15 protein-coding genes are annotated in these 18,996 nt (G+C 66.7%); 11 read left to right on the top strand and 4 right to left on the bottom strand.

From position 1 onward, the window contains the following. The first annotated feature begins 208 nt into the window (after positions 1-208). From ileS to AB0L82_RS30320, 3 genes are all read left to right on the top strand, one after another. Positions 209-3,364 carry an isoleucine--tRNA ligase gene (ileS, locus tag AB0L82_RS30330; protein ID WP_364643653.1) on the top strand — a complete coding sequence of 1,052 codons (3,156 nt, stop codon included), beginning with the start codon at positions 209-211 and terminating at the stop codon, positions 3,362-3,364. A 172-nt stretch (positions 3,365-3,536) separates the two neighbouring features. Then, positions 3,537-4,343, top strand: coding sequence for a carboxymuconolactone decarboxylase family protein (locus AB0L82_RS30325; RefSeq protein ID WP_364643650.1), 807 nt, complete (start codon positions 3,537-3,539; stop codon positions 4,341-4,343). Positions 4,344-4,572: 229 nt separating this feature from the next. Then, complete coding sequence (locus AB0L82_RS30320; protein ID WP_364643647.1) at positions 4,573-5,112, top strand: NlpC/P60 family protein; 540 nt, start codon at positions 4,573-4,575, stop codon at positions 5,110-5,112. A 6-nt stretch (positions 5,113-5,118) separates the two neighbouring features. Here the strand turns inward: AB0L82_RS30320 and AB0L82_RS30315 are convergent, their stop codons facing one another. Next, positions 5,119-5,532 (bottom strand): organic hydroperoxide resistance protein, encoded by a 414-nt coding sequence (locus AB0L82_RS30315; RefSeq protein ID WP_364643643.1) that lies wholly within the window; start codon positions 5,530-5,532, stop codon positions 5,119-5,121. Positions 5,533-5,607: 75 nt separating this feature from the next. Between AB0L82_RS30315 and AB0L82_RS30310 the strand changes: the two genes are divergently transcribed. Beyond that, the gene (locus AB0L82_RS30310) at positions 5,608-6,150 is read left to right on the top strand and encodes a TetR/AcrR family transcriptional regulator (RefSeq protein WP_364643640.1); all 543 of its coding nucleotides are present in this window, start codon (positions 5,608-5,610) and stop codon (positions 6,148-6,150) included. A gap of 3 nt (positions 6,151-6,153) precedes the next feature. On the opposite strand, the gene AB0L82_RS30305 is transcribed toward AB0L82_RS30310, so the two are convergent. Beyond that, a complete protein-coding gene (locus AB0L82_RS30305) occupies positions 6,154-7,203 on the bottom strand; it encodes a hypothetical protein (RefSeq protein WP_364643637.1) in 1,050 nt (349 codons plus the stop codon). A 53-nt stretch (positions 7,204-7,256) separates the two neighbouring features. Here AB0L82_RS30305 and AB0L82_RS30300 point away from each other — a divergent pair, with 53 nt between their 5' ends. Both AB0L82_RS30300 and AB0L82_RS30295 read left to right on the top strand, forming a co-directional pair. After that, positions 7,257-7,721, top strand: coding sequence for a MarR family transcriptional regulator (locus tag AB0L82_RS30300; RefSeq protein WP_364643634.1), 465 nt, complete (start codon positions 7,257-7,259; stop codon positions 7,719-7,721). Between the two features lie 148 nt (positions 7,722-7,869). Then, positions 7,870-8,829: an SMP-30/gluconolactonase/LRE family protein gene (locus AB0L82_RS30295; protein WP_364643631.1), complete on the top strand. Its 960-nt coding sequence runs from the start codon at positions 7,870-7,872 to the stop codon at positions 8,827-8,829. A 4-nt stretch (positions 8,830-8,833) separates the two neighbouring features. On the opposite strand, the gene AB0L82_RS30290 is transcribed toward AB0L82_RS30295, so the two are convergent. Together AB0L82_RS30290 and AB0L82_RS30285 are read right to left on the bottom strand one after the other, a co-directional pair. Next, positions 8,834-9,886, bottom strand: coding sequence for an alpha/beta hydrolase family protein (locus AB0L82_RS30290; RefSeq protein WP_364643628.1), 1,053 nt, complete (start codon positions 9,884-9,886; stop codon positions 8,834-8,836). A gap of 131 nt (positions 9,887-10,017) precedes the next feature. Then, a complete protein-coding gene (locus tag AB0L82_RS30285; protein ID WP_364643625.1) occupies positions 10,018-10,896 on the bottom strand; it encodes a UTP--glucose-1-phosphate uridylyltransferase in 879 nt (292 codons plus the stop codon). Positions 10,897-11,118: 222 nt separating this feature from the next. On the opposite strand from AB0L82_RS30285, the gene AB0L82_RS30280 reads away from it, so the two are divergent. The 5 genes from AB0L82_RS30280 to AB0L82_RS30260 all read left to right on the top strand — a co-directional run bounded on the left by AB0L82_RS30280 (position 11,119) and on the right by AB0L82_RS30260 (position 18,984). Beyond that, on the top strand, positions 11,119-12,459 hold the full coding sequence (locus AB0L82_RS30280) for a DNA polymerase IV (RefSeq protein WP_364644207.1): 1,341 nt from the start codon (positions 11,119-11,121) through the stop codon (positions 12,457-12,459). A 203-nt stretch (positions 12,460-12,662) separates the two neighbouring features. Then, the gene (locus AB0L82_RS30275; RefSeq protein ID WP_364643622.1) at positions 12,663-13,163 is read left to right on the top strand and encodes a hypothetical protein; all 501 of its coding nucleotides are present in this window, start codon (positions 12,663-12,665) and stop codon (positions 13,161-13,163) included. Positions 13,164-13,386: 223 nt separating this feature from the next. Continuing rightward, positions 13,387-13,707: a hypothetical protein gene (locus tag AB0L82_RS30270; protein ID WP_364643619.1), complete on the top strand. Its 321-nt coding sequence runs from the start codon at positions 13,387-13,389 to the stop codon at positions 13,705-13,707. Positions 13,708-13,712: 5 nt separating this feature from the next. Further along, the gene (locus AB0L82_RS30265) at positions 13,713-15,650 is read left to right on the top strand and encodes a hypothetical protein (protein WP_364643616.1); all 1,938 of its coding nucleotides are present in this window, start codon (positions 13,713-13,715) and stop codon (positions 15,648-15,650) included. A 43-nt stretch (positions 15,651-15,693) separates the two neighbouring features. Next, complete coding sequence (locus tag AB0L82_RS30260) at positions 15,694-18,984, top strand: arabinosyltransferase domain-containing protein (RefSeq protein WP_364643613.1); 3,291 nt, start codon at positions 15,694-15,696, stop codon at positions 18,982-18,984. The last annotated feature ends 12 nt before the right edge of the window (positions 18,985-18,996 follow it).

Genomic DNA, 18,996 nt, shown 5'->3' with positions numbered 1-18,996 from the left:
GGAGTCTTCGGAAGAACAGTGTGAGCAGCCGTTTCGGGTGCGAGCGCCCAGTAGAACCGAACGGGTGAGCCCGTCACAGCTCATAACGAGAGGTCCGGTCCACAGCCGGACAAGCGGGGTGGTACCGCGGTATCGGCGCACCGGCGCCGTATCGTCCCCGTGCCCACCGGGTCCCCGAGACCCACTGGCACGAGGAGCTGACGCCGAGATGTCCGGCGAGACCCCGACCCCCAACTCCTACCCTCGCGTCGAGCTCAGCTCCGTGACCGGGCAGGTATCGTTCCCCGAGCTCGAGCAGCGCGTGCTGGACTACTGGGCCGCCGATGACACCTTCCGCGCCAGCATCGAGAACCGTTCCGATGCAGAGGAATTCGTCTTCTACGACGGTCCGCCCTTCGCCAATGGGTTGCCGCATTACGGTCATCTGCTGACCGGATATGTCAAGGATTTGATCCCACGTTTTCAGACGATGCGCGGTAAGAAGGTCGAGCGGCGCTTCGGTTGGGACACTCATGGGCTGCCCGCGGAAATCGAAGCGGAGAAGCAGCTCGGTATCACGGACAAATCACAGATCGATGCGATGGGTATCGCGGAATTCAATGCCGCGTGCAAATCCTCGGTTCTTCGCTACACGAACGAGTGGCGTAACTATGTGACGCGACAGGCACGTTGGGTCGACTTCGACAACGACTACAAAACCCTCGACCTCGACTTCATGGAATCGGTCATGTGGGCGTTCAAGTCGCTCCATGACAAGGGTTTGATCTATCAGGGTTTCCGGGTGCTGCCGTACAGCTGGTACGAGCAGACGCCGCTGTCGAATCAGGAGGCGCGCCTCGATGATTCGTACCGCATGCGCCAGGACCCGGCGGTCACCGTCGATATGGTGCTGTCGGTTCCGGCCGAGCATCCGCTCGCACAGCTGGACGGCGCGAACGCGCTGATCTGGACCACCACGCCGTGGACCCTGCCGTCCAACCTCGCCATCGCGGTGCATCCCGATGTCACCTACGTGCATGTGCGCGCGCAGGACGGTAAGCGATACCTGCTTGCCGCCGAACGTGTTTCGCACTACACCCGGGAGTTCGGCGAGGAGCCCGAGGTGCTGTCCGAGCACTCCGGCGCGGCGCTGGCCGATCTGCGGTACCAGCCGCCGTTCGACTTCTTCGTGGGTCATCCGAACGCGCATCGCGTGCTCAACGCCGACTACGTGACCACCGACTCCGGTACCGGCATCGTGCATCTCGCGCCCGCCTTCGGTGAGGAGGATATGGATGTCTCCACCGCCAATGGAATCGAGATCGTGCAGCCCCTGGACGCGGGCGGCAAGTTCACCTCGATGGTGCCGCCGTATCAGGGTCTGATGGTGTTCGACGCCAACCCGGTCATCATCAAGGACCTCAAGGCCGCCGGAAAGCTGTTGCGGCACGAGACGATCGAGCACTCGTACCCGCACAGCTGGCGTTCGGGCCAGCCGCTGATCTACATGGCGGTGCCGTCCTGGTTCGTGGCGGTCACCAAGTTCCGCGATCGCGCGCTGGAGTTGAACCAGCAGATCAACTGGACCCCGGAACATCTGCGGGACGGTCAGTTCGGCAAGTGGCTGGAGAACGCGCGCGACTGGAACATCAGCCGTAATCGCTTCTGGGGCGCGCCGATCCCGGTGTGGGTGTCGGACGATCCGCAGTACCCACGCGTGGATGTCTACGGTTCGCTCGACGCGCTGGAGCAGGACTTCGGCGTGCGCCCGGCCGATCTGCACCGGCCCGGTATCGATGATCTGGTGCGCCCGAATCCCGATGACCCGACCGGTAAGTCGATGATGCGGCGCGTGCCCGAGGTGCTGGACTGCTGGTTCGAATCGGGTTCCATGCCGTACGCGCAGGTGCACTACCCGTTCGAGAACAAGGAGTGGTTCGAGGGCTCCGGCGATCAGGCCGCGCACAGCCCGGGCGATTTCATCGTCGAGTACAACGGCCAGACCAAGGGCTGGTTCTACAACCTGCATGTGCTGTCCACCGCGCTTTTCGATCGCCCGGCGTTCAAATCGGTTGTGGCGCACGGCATCGTGCTGGGCGATGACGGCCTCAAGATGTCCAAGTCCAAGGGCAACTACCCGGATGTCTTCGAGGTCTTCGACCGCGACGGCGCCGATGCCATGCGCTGGTTCCTGATGGCCTCGCCCATCCTGCGCGGCGGCAACCTCATCGTCACCGAGCGCGGTATCCGCGAAGGTGTCAGCCATGCGCTGCGCCCGCTGTGGAACGCGTGGACCTTCCTGCAGCTGTACGCCTCGACACCCGGTGTGTGGCGCACGGATTCGCAGAACGTGCTGGATCGCTACATCCTGGCCAAACTGGCCGCGACCCGCGATGTGATGACCGATGCCCTGGAAGGGCTCGATATCGCCACCGCGGCAGAGGAATTGCGGTCCTTCGCCGACGCGCTCACCAATTGGTATGTGCGCCGGTCGCGTTCGCGGTTCTGGGAAGAGGATCGCGATGCCATCGACACCCTGCACACCGTGCTGGAGGTCATCACCCGGCTGGCCGCGCCGCTGCTGCCGTTGATCACCGAGGTGATCTGGCGGGGGCTCACCGGCGGTCGCTCGGTGCACCTGACCGATTGGCCGAGCGCGTCCGAGCTGCCTGGCGATCCGGAACTGGTCGCGGCCATGGATGAGGTGCGCGTGGTCTGCTCCACGGTGCTCGGTCAGCGCAAGGCGCAGAATCTGCGTGTGCGCCTGCCGCTTTCGGAGCTCACCGTGGCGGCCGAGGATGCCGAGCGGCTGCGCCCGTTCGCCGATCTCATCGCCGATGAGGTGAACGTCAAGAGGGTCGATCTCACCACCGATGTGGCCTCGCACGGCCGTTTCGAACTGGTGGTGAACGCCCGTGCCGCCGGACCGCGCCTGGGCAAGCAGGTGCAGACGGTGATCAAGGCGGTCAAGGCCGGGGAGTGGAGCGAGGCCGCCGATGGCACCGTCACCGCCGCCGGTATCGCGCTGCTGCCCGAGGAGTACACCCAGCGCCTGGTGGCCGCCGAACCCGAATCCACCGCCGCGCTGCCCGGCAATGCCGGTCTGGTGGTGCTGAATTCGGTCGTCACCGAGGAACTCGAGGCCGAGGGCTGGGCCCGCGACCTCATCCGCGACCTCCAGGAAACCCGCAAATCCCAGGGCCTGGACGTCTCGGACCGGATCACCGTGATCCTCGAGGTCCCCGCCGACCGCAAGGGCTGGGCCGAAACCCACCGCGACCTCATCGCCGGTGAAATCCTCGCCACCACCCTGACTTTCGGGGACGCGGGCGCGGAGGCCGCCGAGATCGTCGGCGGCGTCAAGGTTTCCGTCACCAAGGTCTGACAGCCGGACAGATCGCAAGGGGCGCAGCCATCGCGGCTGCGCCCCTTCGCCATCTCGGGACAGGCCGGAATGTCGCGCGCGGGATGGAGGTTGCGGAGTTGAGGATGGGTTGGGCCGTCACCTGGCCCGCCACGTCAACTCAGGTATGTCACCTCAGGGAAGGAAGTCCCGCATGAGCTCCAGCCCCACCGCCGATGATCGTTTCCAGCGTGGTTTGGAGGTGCTCGACCAGGTCGGTGGCCCGAACGGTCGGGCCGTGGTGAACAGTCTGGCCGATATCGCGCCCGACCTGGGCAGGTTCGTGGTCGAGTTCGGCTACGGGGATATCTATTCGCGGCCCGGGCTGACGCTGAAGCAGCGGCAGATCATCACCATCGCGGCGCTCACCGCGCTGGGGCACGCCGCACCGCAGCTGCGCTGGCATATCGACGGCGGGCTCACGGTGGGACTGACTCCGGCCGAGGTGGTCGAGACGATCATCCAGGTCGGGGTGTACGCGGGTTTCCCGGCGGCGCTCAATGCCATCACGGTGGCGCGGGCCGCCTTCGCGGATCGGCCGGAGGCCGGAAATCCGGTGTCGGAGTCCGATATTCGGCCCGAGGAGACCGGGGAGGAGCGTTACCAGCGCGGTCTGGCCAAGCTCGATGAGGTGGATGGCGATGCGGCCGAGCACATTTTCGCCGCGCTCGCGGACACCGCGCCCGACCTGGCGCGCTACATCGTCGAATTCGCCTTCGGCGATGTGTATTCGCGCACCGGCCTGGATCTGAAGACGCGCGAGCTGGCGACCGTCGCCGCGTGCACCGCGCTCGGCACCGCCGGTCCGCAGCTGCGCGTGCACCTGCACGGCCTGCTCAATGTCGGCGGCACGCGCGAGGAGGCCATCGAGGCGATCATCCAGCTCGGCGGCTACGCGGGTTTCCCGGCGGCGCTCAATGCCATCACCGCCGCTCGGGAGGTGTTCGCCGCCCGCGAGTGAGGTGACTCTCGAGACTCGCCCGCCGGATACCCCTTGTGAAGCATGTGACTGATGAGATAGAACAGCAACTGTAGAGCTAACGTTTAGCTTTATGGTGTTTTCGAGATGTATCGCTAGTTCCAGTCGTACGCGCTGAATCTCACGTCACACCGGGCAGCGTGGCCCGTTTGCAGGTTGATTGCTTGCTGAGTGTCGTGCCTTCGGCGTGGTTGAGCTGAAGGGCGAGTGCATGACACGAAGACTGCTGTGCCGGACCGCATCGTTTCTGACGACTGCCGCGGCCTTGACTCTCACCGGCGCGCTCTGGGCGGGCGCGGCGCACGCCGATACCGGATCCGCCGCCTCGGGCTCCTCCTCCGGCAGCGGTAGCGGTTCCGCCTCCGGAAGTGCCAGTGGCTCGGCGCAATTGCCGATCACCAGTCCGCGCGCCATGATCGCGCTGGGACTGGCGCAGACCCAGACCGGCAAGCCCTACCGCTGGGGCGGGGTGGGCCCGGACGCCTGGGACTGCTCCGGTCTGGTGCAGTGGGCGTTCCGCAGCGTCGGCATCGATATGCCGCGCACCACCTGGCAGCAGGCCGAGGTGGGCCTGGAAGTCCCGGTCGGGGCCGTGCAGCCAGGTGACGTGGTGATTCTGAACGGCGATGCCTCACACGTGGGCATCTATGCCGGCGGCGGGAATGTGCTCAACGCCTATGACTGGGGTGTCCCGGTCGGGCTGAGCCCGCTCTCGCAGTTCGAGATCTACGATATCCGCCGCTTCTACTGAGAGTCGTTACTCCACAACCAGTTCCACCGGGATATTGCCCCGGGTGGCATTGGAGTACGGGCAGACCTGATGGGTGGCCTCGATGAGCGCCTGTCCCTGCTCGTTGTGCAGGTGTTCGGGCAGTTCCACGCGCAGTACGACGGACAGGCCGAAAGCGCCGCCCTCGATGGCGTTCAGGCCGACCTCGGCGGTGACCGAGGCATCCTCGGCGTCGAGCTTCATACGCTTGGAGACCAGCTGCAGCGCGCTGGCGAAACACGCGGAATAACCGGCCGCGAAGAGCTGCTCGGGATTGGTCCCCGCGCCGTCGCCGCCCATTTCCTTGGGGCGGGCCAGGGTGAGATCGAGAATGCCGTCATCGGTGTACGAGCGGCCGTCGCGACCTACCGAGGTGGCGACTGCGGTGTAGAGGGGTGCCATGACTGCCTCCTAGACAGACTAGTCTGTTCACGTGCTCCTTCAGAGTAGACAGGTCTGTCTGCTATCGTCAAGGGTATGAGTGCAGCCCGCGAGAGATTGTTGGAGACCGCCACCCGGCTCTTCTATGCCGAGGGCATCCACACCGTGGGCATCGACCGCATCATCGCCGAGGCGGGCATCGCCAAGGCCACCTTCTACCGCCACTTCCGGACCAAGGACGACCTGGTCGTGGCCTATCTGGTGCGCGAATACGACCGGCAGCGCGAGGTTTTGGAGTCGGTGCCCGGTGACGGCGCGGACGGTATCGTCACCATTTTCGAGAAGCTCGGCGAACTCAGTTGCGGTCCGGGTTTCCGGGGCTGCCCGTTTCTCAACGCGGCCGTGGAGTTCCCGAATCCGGAGCACGCGGTGCGCGAGGTGGTGCGGGACTATCGCGGCTGGTTCCGCGAACTCATGGCCGAACGGCTGCGCGCCGCCGGTCACCATGAGGTGGACCAGGCGGCGCGCGCATTGCTCCTGACTCGGGACGGCGTGGCCGTCAGCGGGGGAGTGGGCGATACCGAGACCGTGCGGGCCGGGGTGCGAACGGCCTTGGCGCAGCTCGATATTCGCCGCTGAGCATCAGACCCCCACTGTTTCCTCCATCTCCTCCTCGGCCTCCTCCCGGGCTTCGGTCGCCGGTTCGGCCACCGCCGCATGTTTGGGAGCCGTTGCCGTCTGGCGCTTTTCGGCATAGGCGGCCGCGATCATGAGCACCAGGCCCGCGCCGAACCAGGCGAACAGGCTCAGCAGTCGCGAGTCGAAGCCCGCGCTGTCGAAGTACAGCAGGCTGCGCGCGCCCTCCACGAAGCCCGCACCGTTCCAGAAGGAGTGCAGCGCTCCGAAGAAGTCGTTCTGCAACCACGGGGTGTAGACGCCGCCCGAGGTGGTGAAGTTGAGCATCACGAACACCACCATCATGGCGAGGGTGGTCCAGCGCTTCAGGAAGGTGTGCGCGCCGATGCCTACCGCGAGAATGCCCGCGGAGTAGAGCCAGGACATGGCCCAGATGGCGGCGCTGTCGTGATCGACGACGTGGAAGACCGGGCCCGCGAGCGCCAGTCCGATCAGGCTCACCAGCAGCGAAGTCACCAGTCCGATAAGACCTTTGATCCACATGGACAGTCCCGCGCCCGCCGCGCCGATGGCCGCGACACTGCCGTACGAGCCGATGCTCAATGCCACCAGTAGGAAGAAGATGCCCTGTCCGGTGGGGTCGCCGGAGGCGGCGGTGGTGACATCGGTGATGGTCAGCGGCACACCCTGTTTCGCGGTGACCTGACCGAAGACCGCTTCGGCGGCCATGGCGGTGGTATCGGATCCGGCCTTGGCGACCAGCACTTCGGGATGCTGTGCGTCGGGCACGAACGCGCCCGCCAGATCGCGATTGCGCAGCTGCGCCACCGCATCGTCGCGGCTGGGCACGGTGATGACGTCGAGCGCGCTGCCGCCGGTGTCCTTCAGTGTCTGTGCGAGCACCTTGACCTGTGCGCTGTCGCCGACCACGGCCACGGCCAGGTGATTGGGTTCGGGCTGGTGGAACGCGCCCAGATACGCGAGTCCCATGCCCAGGCACATGAGCAGCGGGGTGAGCAGATGGGTGGCGACGTGCCGGATCTGATGCGTGACCATGGAATCTCCGAACGGTTGGTAAATGCAACTATATGAGGTTGTACTATACAACTATGGAGACCGAGCCGGAATTCCCGGGTGCCGCGACCGCCGATACCGCCCGTGCGGACGCCATCGAGGTGATCCAGCGCGAACTCACCGCCTTCGCGCGCCGCGCCCGCGGTCGCGCCGCCGAACTGCATCCGGAGCTCTCGCTGGTGGCGTCGAGCATTCTGGATCTGGTCATCGAACGGGACGGTTGCCTGGCCAGTGAGCTGGCCGGACATTTCCATCTCGACAAATCCACCATGAGCCGTCAGGTCGCGACCCTGGAGCGGCTCGGCTATCTGGAGCGGGAGGTGGATCCGGCCAATCGGCGCAACCACATCCTGCACGCGACCCCTGAAGGCCGCCGGGTGGCGACCGCGGCGGCGCGCACCCGGGCGGCGGCGTTCGAGGAACGCCTCCGGGATTGGGATGATGCCGACATAGCTCGCATGGCGGACTATCTGGTCCGCTACAACGCCACCGACGAGTAGTTGATGAGTAAACGAAACCGATTGGAGTTCAATTGATTTCGGCTCTCTCGCGGACCCGCGCTGGCTAGACTGACCCCCGTCTCGCCGGTCGGGGCGAGATCTTCCGTCGGAGGGTGGGCTCATGTCCCATGGGTCGAACGGTCTCGCGATGACCAGCGGTCGCAGGGTGGCGACCACCTGCGCCGGGGTGCTGCTGCTCACCGCCGCTACCGGCTGCGGCGCATCCGATGACACAGCGGCGGCGCGCACCACCGGCGCGCACGCCGCTTCCGGCACCGTCGCCAAACCTGGTTCCCTGGAAGGCTTCTCGACGCCCGAGAGTGTGCTGTTCGCCGGGGACCGGTGGTTCATCTCCAATGTCGGAGCGAGGGCGGATGCCACCGGCAAGGATGGCGACGGCTATCTGACCGAGCTGAATTCGGCCGGTACCGTGACCGCGCGGCGGGCCATGCCGCGGCCCGGCGATCCACCGCTGAACGCGCCGAAAGGCTTGGCGCGCACGGACAATCGGGTATTCGTCGCCGATATCGATCGGGTCGTCGGCTACGACGTCGATACGCACGGGCAGGTGTTCGAGGCCGCGCTCGGCGGGGAACCGGCGCTGCTCAATGATCTGGCGCTGCTGGATTCCCGAACGCTGCTGGTCACCGATACCGTGCGCGGCAGCGTGTTCCGGCTCGACCTGGAGACGAAGCGGTTCGATCCGATCGCCACCGGGCTGCCCGGGGCCAATGGCATCGCCCTCGACGCGACCGGCAAGGTCGCCTATGTGGCCGGCGTCGGCGCGGATTTCGGCGGCGGTGACGTATGGCGTCTGGATCTCGTGCGGAACCCGGTGGTACCGCAGCGCATCGGCGCGATTCACGGTGTGCTGGACGGGCTCGCCGTACTCTCCGACGGCACCCTGATCGTCTCCGATTGGGTGGTGAGCGGGGGCGATCAGCCCGGCCGGATCACCACCTACCATCCGGACGGCGCCGAGGCCGCCGCGGTGCGACTGCCCGAGAACCTGCACGGCCCAGCCGATTTCACCGTCGACGCGGCGGGCCGAAATCTATGGGTGCCCGCCATGCCGGACAATCGCGTGGTGATAGTCCCACTGCCGTAGGGATTTACAGCTCCAGCCCCTTGGCCAGCACCGGCCAGGAGGCGCGCAACGCGTCCTCCCAGTAACCCCACGAATGCGTGCCCGCCTGGCTGATCTCGAAGGTCGCCGGAATATCCAGTTCATCGAGTTTGACCTGCAGGTTCCGGGCGCACCAGTCGCTGGCCGCCTCCAGAATGCCGCCGACCAGCAGCTGCTGCATGATGCCGCCGTCGGCCGGGCCGAGGCTGCGCACATCGGACAGATTGTCGTGCCGTCCGGGCAGTCCGCTGCCATTGGAGATGTAGAGCTCGAGTCCGCGCAGATCCTCGGCGTGCACGTACGGATCGTTCTCCGCCCATTCCGGATCGGTATCGGGCCCATACATATTGGCCGGATTGCCGCCGCCGATGGACACCACCAGCTCGGCGAATTTACGCCCGATGGGATCGCTGATCTGCGCGCATCCGCTGTACGCCGCGACCGCGCGGTACAGTCCGGGCTTGGCGATCGGCAATTGCAGCACCGAGGTGCCGGACATGGACATGCCGACGATGGCGCGTAAACCGTTGGTGCCCAAGGCCCCGTCGATGAGCGGTGGCAGCTCCTCGGTGAGGAAGGTCTTCCACATGTTCACGCCGAGCTTGGGATCGGTTGCGCGCCAGTCGGTGTAGTAGCTGAACGCGCCGCCGATCGGCATCACCACGTTCACGTTCTTATCGGCGAAGAACTGGGTGGAGTCGGTATTGCGCTTCCAATTGGCCGTATCCTGGCCGCCCCCAGCGCCATTGAGCAGGTACAGCACCGGTCGCGGCGCCGAGGCGTCGGCGGGACGCTGCACCTCCACCGTGTACTCGGCGTTCATGGCCTCCGAGTACACGTGCAGGGTGAGGTTGTGCGCGTCCCGGATCTCGAAGCGGGTGATGCGTGAGCCGTCCTCGGAAACCGGTGTGGCAGCGAGGGTCGCGTGGCTCGTGATCGGATCGGGTGGGGCCGCGTCAGCCGTTCCCGCGCTGAGCGCGGTGGTGATGACACAGGTCACGGCGGCCAGCGCCGCCATCCGGATACCTGTTCCGAACATGAGCGTACTGCCGCAACGCAAAACCGAACTCCCACACTAGCCCAGCAAGATCCAGTGGGGATGATCGTGGTTTGTTGCCCCTATGTTTCACGTTTTGACCAATTGGACGCTGGCGTGTTTGTGACGCGCGCCTACTCCTTGACGAGCTGACGCAACAGCGGACCGTACTCGGGATGCGCCAGCGCGGAGGCGAATTGGGCCACCAGATAGTCGGCCGGATTGCCGGTGTCGTACCAGGTACCGCGAATGACCTGGCCGTACACCGGATTCGAGGCCGCGAAGATATTGATGGCGTCGGTGAGGTAGACCTCGCCGGTGCGGTGCGTGTACCAGTTGTCCACCTGGCGGCGCAGTTCCGCGATGATGCCGGGCGTCACCACGTATCCGCCGATGGCGGCGAAGCCGGACGGTGCGTCCGCGGGCTTGGGCTTCTCGATCAGGCCGCTGATCCGCATGAGCCCGTCGGCCTGGGTCTCCTCCACCACCGGGACGCCGTAGCGCTGTGATTCGGCGGGGTCCATCGGCACCAGTGCCAGTACGGGCGCGCCGGTCTTCTCGTAGGCGTCGATGAGCTGCTGGGCGCGCGGCACCCCGGCGACGAACACGTCATCGGGCCACAGCACCAGCATGGGTTCATCGCCGAGGGTGCGGGCGGCGTTCAGGACGGGCGTGCCATTGCCGTACGGGCCGTGCTGATCGAGGTAGGTGATGTGGCCCTGGCGGCTCAGCTCGCCGACCTCCTCCACCGCGTCGGCGTAGGCGGCCTTACCGTCGGCGCGCAGCTGTGCCACCAATTGCGGGTTGGGCCGGAAGTGGTCCTGGATCAATGACTTTCCGCTGCTCACCACGATGGTGATATCGGTGATGCCGGAGTCCACCAGCTCACGCACCGTATGTTCGATGACCGGCTTATCGCCGACCGCGAGCATTTCCTTGGGGATCGCCTTGGTCAGGGGCAGCAGGCGGGAGCCGATGCCCGCCGCGGGAATCACGGCCTTGCGAATCGTCATGACATCCATCCTCACACACCGCCTTGGCCGTACCTGTCGGTAGTGGCGCGTAGATTCCCGAGCGTGAACACCTCTGCCCATCCCGCGCCCGAGCGCATCGTGCCTGGTCGTGGCGCGCTCACGGGTGCGGACGGGGCCGGTGCGCCGGGTACGGGTGGCCGGGCGGATTCGCAGCAACCCGGGAGCGGCCGCACAGCGAACGATCAGCGCGGGCGGCGCTGGGTGCTGCATATGGATATGGACGCCTTCTTCGCCTCGGTCGAACAGTTGACCAGGCCGACGCTGCGCGGGCGGCCGGTGCTGGTCGGCGGTATGGGCGGGCGCGGTGTGGTGGCGGGCGCGAGCTATGAGGCGCGGGTGTTCGGGGCGCGCTCGGCCATGCCCATGCATCAGGCGCGGCGGCTGGTGGGTGCGAACGCGGTGGTGGTGCCGCCGCGCGGGGCGGTGTACGGCGAGCTCAGCGGGCAGGTGTTCGAAACCATGCGGTCGCGGATTCCGGTGCTGGAGACGCTGTCCTTCGATGAGGCGTTCGGTGAGCCCGCCGAATTGGCCGGGGCCACCGCGGGCGAGGTGCTCGAATTCTGTGAGGAGTTGCGCGCGCTGGTGCGCGAGCGCACCGGTCTGGTGGCGTCGGTGGGCGCGGGCAGCGGTAAGCAGCTGGCCAAGATCGCCTCCGATATGGCCAAACCCGATGGGGTGCGGGTCATTTCACCGGGGGAGCAGCAGCGCTTCCTGGCCGCGCTGCCGGTGCGGCGCCTATGGGGCATCGGTCCGGTCGCCGAAAGTCGTTTGCGCACTTTGGGAATCGAGACCGTGGGCGCGCTGGCGGCGCTGCCGGAGACCGAGGCGTCCTCGATTCTGGGCGGCGCCATGGGGATCGCGCTGCATCGGCTGGCGCGCGGTATCGATGATCGCCCGGTGGCCGAGCGCGCCGAGGCCAAGCAGATCAGCGCCGAGACCACCTATGAGACCGATATCGTCACGCTGCCGCAGCTGCGCCCGGCCATCGACGCCATGGCGGTGTCCGCGCATCGGCGGCTCACCGCGGACGGGCGGGCCGCGCGCACGGTGGTGCTCAAACTCAAGCGCCGGGATATGAGCATCGTGACACGGTCCTTCACACTGCCGTACGCCACCGAGGATTTGGCCACGCTCACCGCGGCGGCGCAGCGCTCGGCCATCGATCCGGTGGAGTTGGGGCCGATTCGCCTGGTGGGTGTGGGTTTCGCGGGGCTGTCGGAGATTCGGCAGGAATCGCTGTTCCCGGAGTTGGATCAGGCGGTGGACAGTGGTGAATCGGTCTCGGAGGAGCCGACTTTGGGTATTGCCGCGGGCCCGGTGCCCGAGGTGCCGCCCGCGACGCGCTCGTACGCCAAGGAGAGCTGGTATCCGGGATTGGATGTGGCACATCCGGACTTCGGGCACGGCTGGGTGCAGGGCGCGGGCCACGGGGTGGTGACGGTGCGCTTCGAGACCCGGTCCACCGGTCCCGGCGCGGCGCGCACCTTTTCGGCCGAGGACCCGGCGCTGACACGGGCCGACCCGCTGCGCAGCCTGGAGTGAACCACACTTCCGCTGGTGGGCCGTGTTTAAGGGACGAATGCGCCAATTATGAGGATTCGGACTGAAAGTGCGTCGCAGCGTGTTCGGAGGCCGATTCTCACGGATCGCGTTGGTAGCCTCTGTGTCGTCGTGCAGCGTCGCCGATGGGGTTGCCACGCTGTCACGTAGTCGAACGGACCTACTCGAACGCAAAGGACGAGCAGTTGAAGTTTCAGAAGACTGGACGTATCGCGGTCGCCACCTTGGCTGTCGTGACGGTACTCGGGCTGTCGGCGTGTGGCGACGGTGACAAGAAGGAGTCCACCAAGCCCACCAAGACCTCCACCTCGCAGACCACCGCCGCCCAGAACTACCCGCCCGCTCCCACGGCCGCGGACCTGAACGCCCAGCTGCAGAAGGCCCTGGACCCGGCGATTCCCGATGCCGAGAAGCTGGACATGATGCAGGGCGTGCAGGCCGATCCGAGCCTGCCCTCGCGCATGATCGAGGCGTACAAGCAGAACCAGGCCACCATCACCGTCACCGGTGTGACCGATCTGGGCAATGGCACGCTGACCGCCGACGCACAGGTCGCCGTCGCCGGTGGTGCGCCGCAGAACGCCGTGGTGCCCTTCGTCGCCGAGGACGGCAAGTGGAAGGTCCAGAAGGAATGGATCTGCAACATGCTGTCGCTGGCCAACCAGACCTCCCCGGCCTGCGCGTAGTTCTTCCCGAAGCGAGCCCGTCGTCCCGTCCGGACGGCGGGCTCGTTCGCTGTGCGGGACAGGCGATTCGCGCACGGTTCGCGCGTCAATAACCCGTCAACGCGGGATGTATTGGGCCGCAACAGATGTCAGTTTCGCGTTAATTCCGGCTCGGGCGTCTGTTCGATTCCGTTCACGCCGTGCGATCGTCCTACTCCGGTCGAATGTGTGTGAAGGAGTAGCGGTGGCAGCCAAGGTCGGGGCGAGTGCGAGCCGATTGCGCGGGGCCGCGGGGCAGATGGATGAACTGAACCTGCGCATCACCGGAATCCTGAACAGGCTCGAGAACTCGTTGTCCGCCAAGGGTTCCGCGTGGGGGAACGACGGCTACGGTGCCACCTTCGCCGAGGGGGATCGGGGCTACAACGCCGCGCACGCGAACCTGAAATCCGGATTCGCCCAGCTGGCAGGCACATTCAAGTCCTGTGCCGACGGACAGCGGGACGCCGCCACCCTGCTGGAGAAGAACGACCACCGCGGGGCCCGCGGTCTCGGCGGGGCGTAACGGCCTTGGGTTTCGACCTCCCCGATGTACTGGGCTGGGTCGCCGGATCGGACTGGCCCGAAGGCGATGAAGACCGGATGTGGGCCATCGGCGCCGATTGGCGAACCGCCGCAGCGGAAATCCGCGATCTGCTCGATGCGGTGGCGACGGCCAAGTACGCCACCCTCGCCGCCTACCCCTGGGGTGAAGGCATCGAGGCGATCGCCAAATCCCTCGACCAGCTCGAACACGGCCCACGCTCACTCGAGGAATTCGCCAGGATCCTCGACACGGTCGCCGACGGGGCCGATGCCCTCGGCACCGAGATCGAGTACACCAAGATCCTGGTCATCAGCTCCCTGGCCATGCTCGCCATCGAAATCGCCGCCGCGTGGGTGTTCCCGCCCACCGCCCCCGCCGTGGAAGCGGTCGCCGTCGCCACCACCCGCGTGGCCATCCGCCGGCTGGCAGGGCGCGCGATCAGCGAAATCGCCCGCGAGACACTGAAATTGGCCGTCGCCGCCCTCACCAGATTCACCATGAAACACGTAGCGATCAGCACGGCCCTCGGCGCGGGCCAGGACCTGGCGATCCAACTCGGCCAGAAGGCCGCCGGTCACCGCAAAGAGGTCGACTGGACCCGACTAGGGGACACCGCCCTCACCGCCGCGGCCGCGGGAGCCATCGGTGGCCCCGCGGGCGACCTGCTCGGCAAAGGCGCGAAACACCTCCCCCTCCCGAATACCCGAATCCCCAACATGTTCCGTGGCGCGGCCGTCGGCGCGGGCGCGGGCATGATCGGCGCGGTAGGCGCCTGTGGTGTCGGCGGTGTCTTCAACGGTTTCACCTGGGACCCCCGCCTCCTCACCAATGGCGCGGCCTTCGGCGCCCTCACCGGCGGCACCAAGGGGCTGCGCCACCCCACCCCCGGAGTCCATCCGCTCGGCGCTCCCCGGTTCGACACCCCCGACACCGCCAATCTCGGCGGCCCTGACGCCTCCACACCCCACCCGGCCCCCGAAATCCCCACTCCGCCAGCGGAACACCAATCCCGGCCGGAACCGGCAAAGGAAACCGAACCCGCCCCGAAACCCACCGAGCCGGTGAAGGAGCAGAAGCCTCAGCCCGAACAGCTCGGTCTCGATTTCGACGACTCCCATCGACCGCCATCACCATTACCCGCACCTGTCTCGGCCGCGACGCCCGCTGCTCCGCAATCGGCCACCGGTGCCTCGCCGCACACCCAGCTCGCGCCGTCCGGTGAATCCCGGCACCAGCCGGCCACGCCGAAACCGGTCGAACGTATGAATTCGCCGCGCCCATCGACTCCCGAAGGGGGATCCCCGCCTCGGCAGTCGCGGGCGGGTATACCTGATAATCGATTCGCCCTGGACGAGCACGAGTACGACACGACGTCGAAGATCCCTTACACCCCAAGGGATTTCGGCCTGTCGCCGATTGCGGACTACGCGGCCCCCGATGCTCCCGACCGTAGCTTTTGGGTGCCGGGTTCGGATGCCGAGTCGCCGCCCGAACCTGTCCCGGTGCCGGACCCCGAGCCCGCCCCGGCCCCCGCACCCCGGCCGGATCCCGGGTTTCCATCTCTGCCTGAACCTGGGGAGGGAGATCCCGGGCCCGGTTGTGAGTTTCCGCCGGTGCCGGAGCCCGGGTTGCCTCGGCCGTGGGATGGGCTCGGTGTCGGTTCGTTGATCGGTGAGCTGGGTGGCGTGGCGGCGGAGGTGTGCCGGGATGGGGACGGGTTGGTGCTGCGGGTGGGGGATGCGGTGATCGGGTTGGGGGAGGAGGCGGTGGTGGAGTGGGCGCGGGATGGTGGGTTTGTGCGGTTTGCGGTGGTTGTGGCGGGTGTGACTGCGTTCGAGGTGCGGTATCCAGGAGGTGCGGACGGGGTGGATATGGGGTTGTTCGTGCAGGATGTGGTGCGGGTCGCGCGGGGTGCACGGTGACTGTGGAGCGGGTTATCAGGAACGCCCCTTAATATCTGCGATCGTGACCGACGTGATGGAGAAGGCGGGGCAGGATTCCGCCGGTAGTGCTGGACCCGATTCCGATCGACGAAGATACGGGGGTTGGGAACGGCCGGTCGCTCTGATCGCGGGGTTGATCGCCGTGCTGGCCGCCATCGCGGTGCCGGTATTGCCGGTCAAGGTGGATGCCGCGACACTGTCCTGGCCGCAGGGGGATTCGGCCAAGAGTGTGGAAGCGCCGCTCATCTCCTACGCGCCCTTGACCTTCGACGCGACCATCCCGTGTTCGGCTGCGGCGCAACTCGGTTCGCAGGGCGGGACCCTGCTCGCCACGGGGCCGAACGGAGCGCCGAATCGCGATCGATACGGGTTCGCGGCGCATGTGACCGCTGCCACCACCGATGCCGAAGGCGTCGTCACACCCGGCAAATTCGAAGCGGTACTGCAGGATCAGACCCTGGTGAGCGTCCCGATGGACCAGCTCCCGGCCAACTGCGTACTGACCGTGCACACCGAAATGGCCCGGGCCACCGCGATTCTCGCGGGTTCGAATGTGTCTCCCGTCACACTCGACGGAGACTATCGCCCGCAGTTGGTCGGTTTCTTCACCGAGTTGCCCGCCCCGGACGGCGTCACCGCCACCGCGAAACTCGACAGCCGCTTCTCCGCGCATCCGACGCTGATCAAGCGCATCGCCCTGTGGACCGCCGTACTGGCGACCCTGCTGGCCCTGTTCGCGCTGCACCGCCTGGATCGCCTGGACGGCCGTCGCGCCCGCCGTTTCCTGCCGCAGCGCTGGTGGTCGTTCTCCGCCGTGGACGCGTTCGTGCTGGGCACGCTGCTGCTGTGGCATTTCATCGGTTCGACGACCTCCGATGACGGCTACCAGTTCGGTATGGGCCGCACCTCGATTCACGCGGGCTATATGGCGAACTACTTCGCGTACTTCGGTGTCCCCGAAAACCCGGTCGGCACACCGTATTACGACCTGATCGGCCGGCTCGCCGAGATCAGCGTGGCGAGCCCGTTCGTGCGCCTGCCCGCGCTGCTGGCCGGTTTCATCTGCTGGCTGGTGATCAGCCGCGAGGTGATTCCGCGCCTGGGCGCGCGGATTCGCCGGAATCGGGTCGCGGTGTGGACCGGTGCGCTGGGTTTCCTGACCATTTGGCTGCCGTACAACAACGGCCTGCGCCCGGAGGCCATGGTGGCGATGGGCGTACTGCTCACCTGGGTGTCGGTGGAGCGCGCCATCGCCACCCGCCACTTGCTGCCGTTCGGCATCGCGATCGCCATCGGCGCGTTCAGCTGTACGGTCGGCCCGTCGGGTGTCATCTGCTTCGCTCCGCTGCTGGCCGGTATCCGCCCGATGTGGCGGGTGCTGGATGACCGCGCGCGGGCGTTGAGCAAGCCGGTTCCGGAGGGTGCGAGCGCGCTGCGAGTCCTGCGCACTCGTTTCGTCGCCTATCTCACCCTGGCGACCCCGCTGGTGGCCGCCGGAACCGTGGTGCTGGTGGCAATGTTCGGCGTGGAAACCCTCGCCGCCATGTTCGAGATGAAGCGCGTGCACAATATCGTCGGCCCGAATGTGAAGTGGCCGGACGAATATCTGCGCTACCAGTACCTTTTCATGGTCTCCATCGATGGTTCGGTGGCGCGCCGGTTCGGCATGTTCATGCTGTGGCTGGGCATGGCCGCGTGCGCGTTCGTGCTGCTGCGCAAGGGCGGCCGGATTCCGACGGTGGCCTCCGGTCCGGCGCGGCGGGTGCTTGGCAGCACCGTCGGCGTGATTCTGCTGATGATGACGACCCCCACCAAGTGGACGCACCACAATGGCGTCTACGCCGGTCTGGCGGGCGTGATCGGGGTGCTCGCAGCGGTTGCGCTGGGCCCCAAGGTAATGCGTTCACCGCGCAACCGGGCGCTGTTCGCCTCGGTGGTGGCTTTCGCGCTGGCGCTGACGTTCTCCAGCATGAACGGCTGGTGGTACGTCTCGAATTTCGGCATCCCGTTCAATGACAAGCCGCCGCTGATCGCCGGTATCGGGGTGAACAAGCTGTTCCTGGTGCTCGCGCTGCTGTTCCTGGCGCTGGCCGGGTGGTGGCATGTGCGGGCCCCGGAACCCGCTGCCCCGCATCGTATTTCCCCGCGCGCCTGGCGGCTGGCGGCATTGTCGCCGCTGACCATCGCCGCGGCGCTGATGGTGCTGGTCGAGGTGGGCTCGTTCGCGAAGGCGGCGTATTCGCAGTATCCGGCGTTCTCGCTGGCGCGCTCGAATACCGCCGCGGTGCTGGGTCAGCCGTGCGGTATGGCGCGAGATGTGCTGGTGGAGACCGATCCCAACGACGGCATGCTGACGCCGGTGAACGGTGACGTCTTCGGCACCTTCACCGCGGATGCCAAGGGCTTCAGCCCATCGGGCGTGGCCTCGGATATGCGCGCCGACGATGAGGTCGACACCAGCGCCATCACCACCACGCTGACCAACAAGTCCAGTGACAGCGAATCCGGAACCACCACCACCGCACTGCCTTTCGGTTTGAATCCGGCCAAGGTGCCGGTGCTGGGCAGCAATGGCACGAGTGAGTCGGTCGCCGAGCTCACCACGGGCTGGTACCGGTTGCCCGCCGCGGCCGATCGCAAGGGCATTGTCGCGATCACGGCGGCCGGGCGAATTCGCTCGGTGGATCAGTACGGGGTGGTCACCCCCGGTCAATCCGTCGAAATCGAGTACGGCACAGCCGATCTGGAGCCGCGGGGCCGGATCACGCCGATCGATATCGGTCCCACGCCGACCTGGCGCAATCTGCGGATCCCGTTCACCGAGATCCCGCCCGATGCGACGGTGATCCGCATTGTCGCCACCGATCGCGATCGGGACGGTAAGCAGTGGGTCGCGCTGACCCCGCCGCGGGTGCCGCAGACCCGCATTCTGCAGGATCTCATCGGCTCACAGCAGCCCGTACTGCTGGATTGGGCTGTGGGCCTGCAATTCCCGTGCCAGCGCCCGTTCGATCATCACGTCGGTATCGCCGAGGTGCCGGGCTATCGCATCCTGCCTGACCGCGGCGGTGCGCATGACACGAACCTGTGGGAGAACCACGACGGCGGCGGCCCGCTGGGCTGGAGCACCATGCTGCTGCGCCCGCACACCCTGGCCACCTACCTGAACCAGGATTGGCGACGCGATTGGGGTGAGCTGCAACAGTTCTCCCGCATCGACGACACCGCGATCACGGGCCGCCCGGTCATCACCCCCGAAACCCATTCGGGACTCTGGACTCCGGGCCCGATCAATGTGAACGGCTGGAAGTAGAACAGTCCGCCC

Origin of the sequence: Nocardia sp. NPDC052001 (genome assembly GCF_040680615.1) — a bacterium.
Lineage (GTDB): Bacteria > Actinomycetota > Actinomycetes > Mycobacteriales > Mycobacteriaceae > Nocardia.
The sequence above is the reverse complement of the archived record's forward strand: the minus strand, read 5'-3'. Positions and strand labels throughout refer to the sequence as shown.

Bases quoted from the DNA above. Each gene is read 5' to 3' on its own strand.
- ileS (WP_364643653.1), top strand. From the start codon at position 209: ATGTCCGGCGAGACCCCGACCCCCAACTCCTACCCTCGCGTCGAGCTC.
- AB0L82_RS30325 (WP_364643650.1), top strand. From the start codon at position 3,537: ATGAGCTCCAGCCCCACCGCCGATGATCGTTTCCAGCGTGGTTTGGAG.
- AB0L82_RS30320 (WP_364643647.1), top strand. From the start codon at position 4,573: ATGACACGAAGACTGCTGTGCCGGACCGCATCGTTTCTGACGACTGCC.
- AB0L82_RS30315 (WP_364643643.1), bottom strand. From the start codon at position 5,532: ATGGCACCCCTCTACACCGCAGTCGCCACCTCGGTAGGTCGCGACGGC.
- AB0L82_RS30310 (WP_364643640.1), top strand. From the start codon at position 5,608: ATGAGTGCAGCCCGCGAGAGATTGTTGGAGACCGCCACCCGGCTCTTC.
- AB0L82_RS30305 (WP_364643637.1), bottom strand. From the start codon at position 7,203: ATGGTCACGCATCAGATCCGGCACGTCGCCACCCATCTGCTCACCCCG.
- AB0L82_RS30300 (WP_364643634.1), top strand. From the start codon at position 7,257: ATGGAGACCGAGCCGGAATTCCCGGGTGCCGCGACCGCCGATACCGCC.
- AB0L82_RS30295 (WP_364643631.1), top strand. From the start codon at position 7,870: ATGACCAGCGGTCGCAGGGTGGCGACCACCTGCGCCGGGGTGCTGCTG.
- AB0L82_RS30290 (WP_364643628.1), bottom strand. From the start codon at position 9,886: ATGTTCGGAACAGGTATCCGGATGGCGGCGCTGGCCGCCGTGACCTGT.
- AB0L82_RS30285 (WP_364643625.1), bottom strand. From the start codon at position 10,896: ATGACGATTCGCAAGGCCGTGATTCCCGCGGCGGGCATCGGCTCCCGC.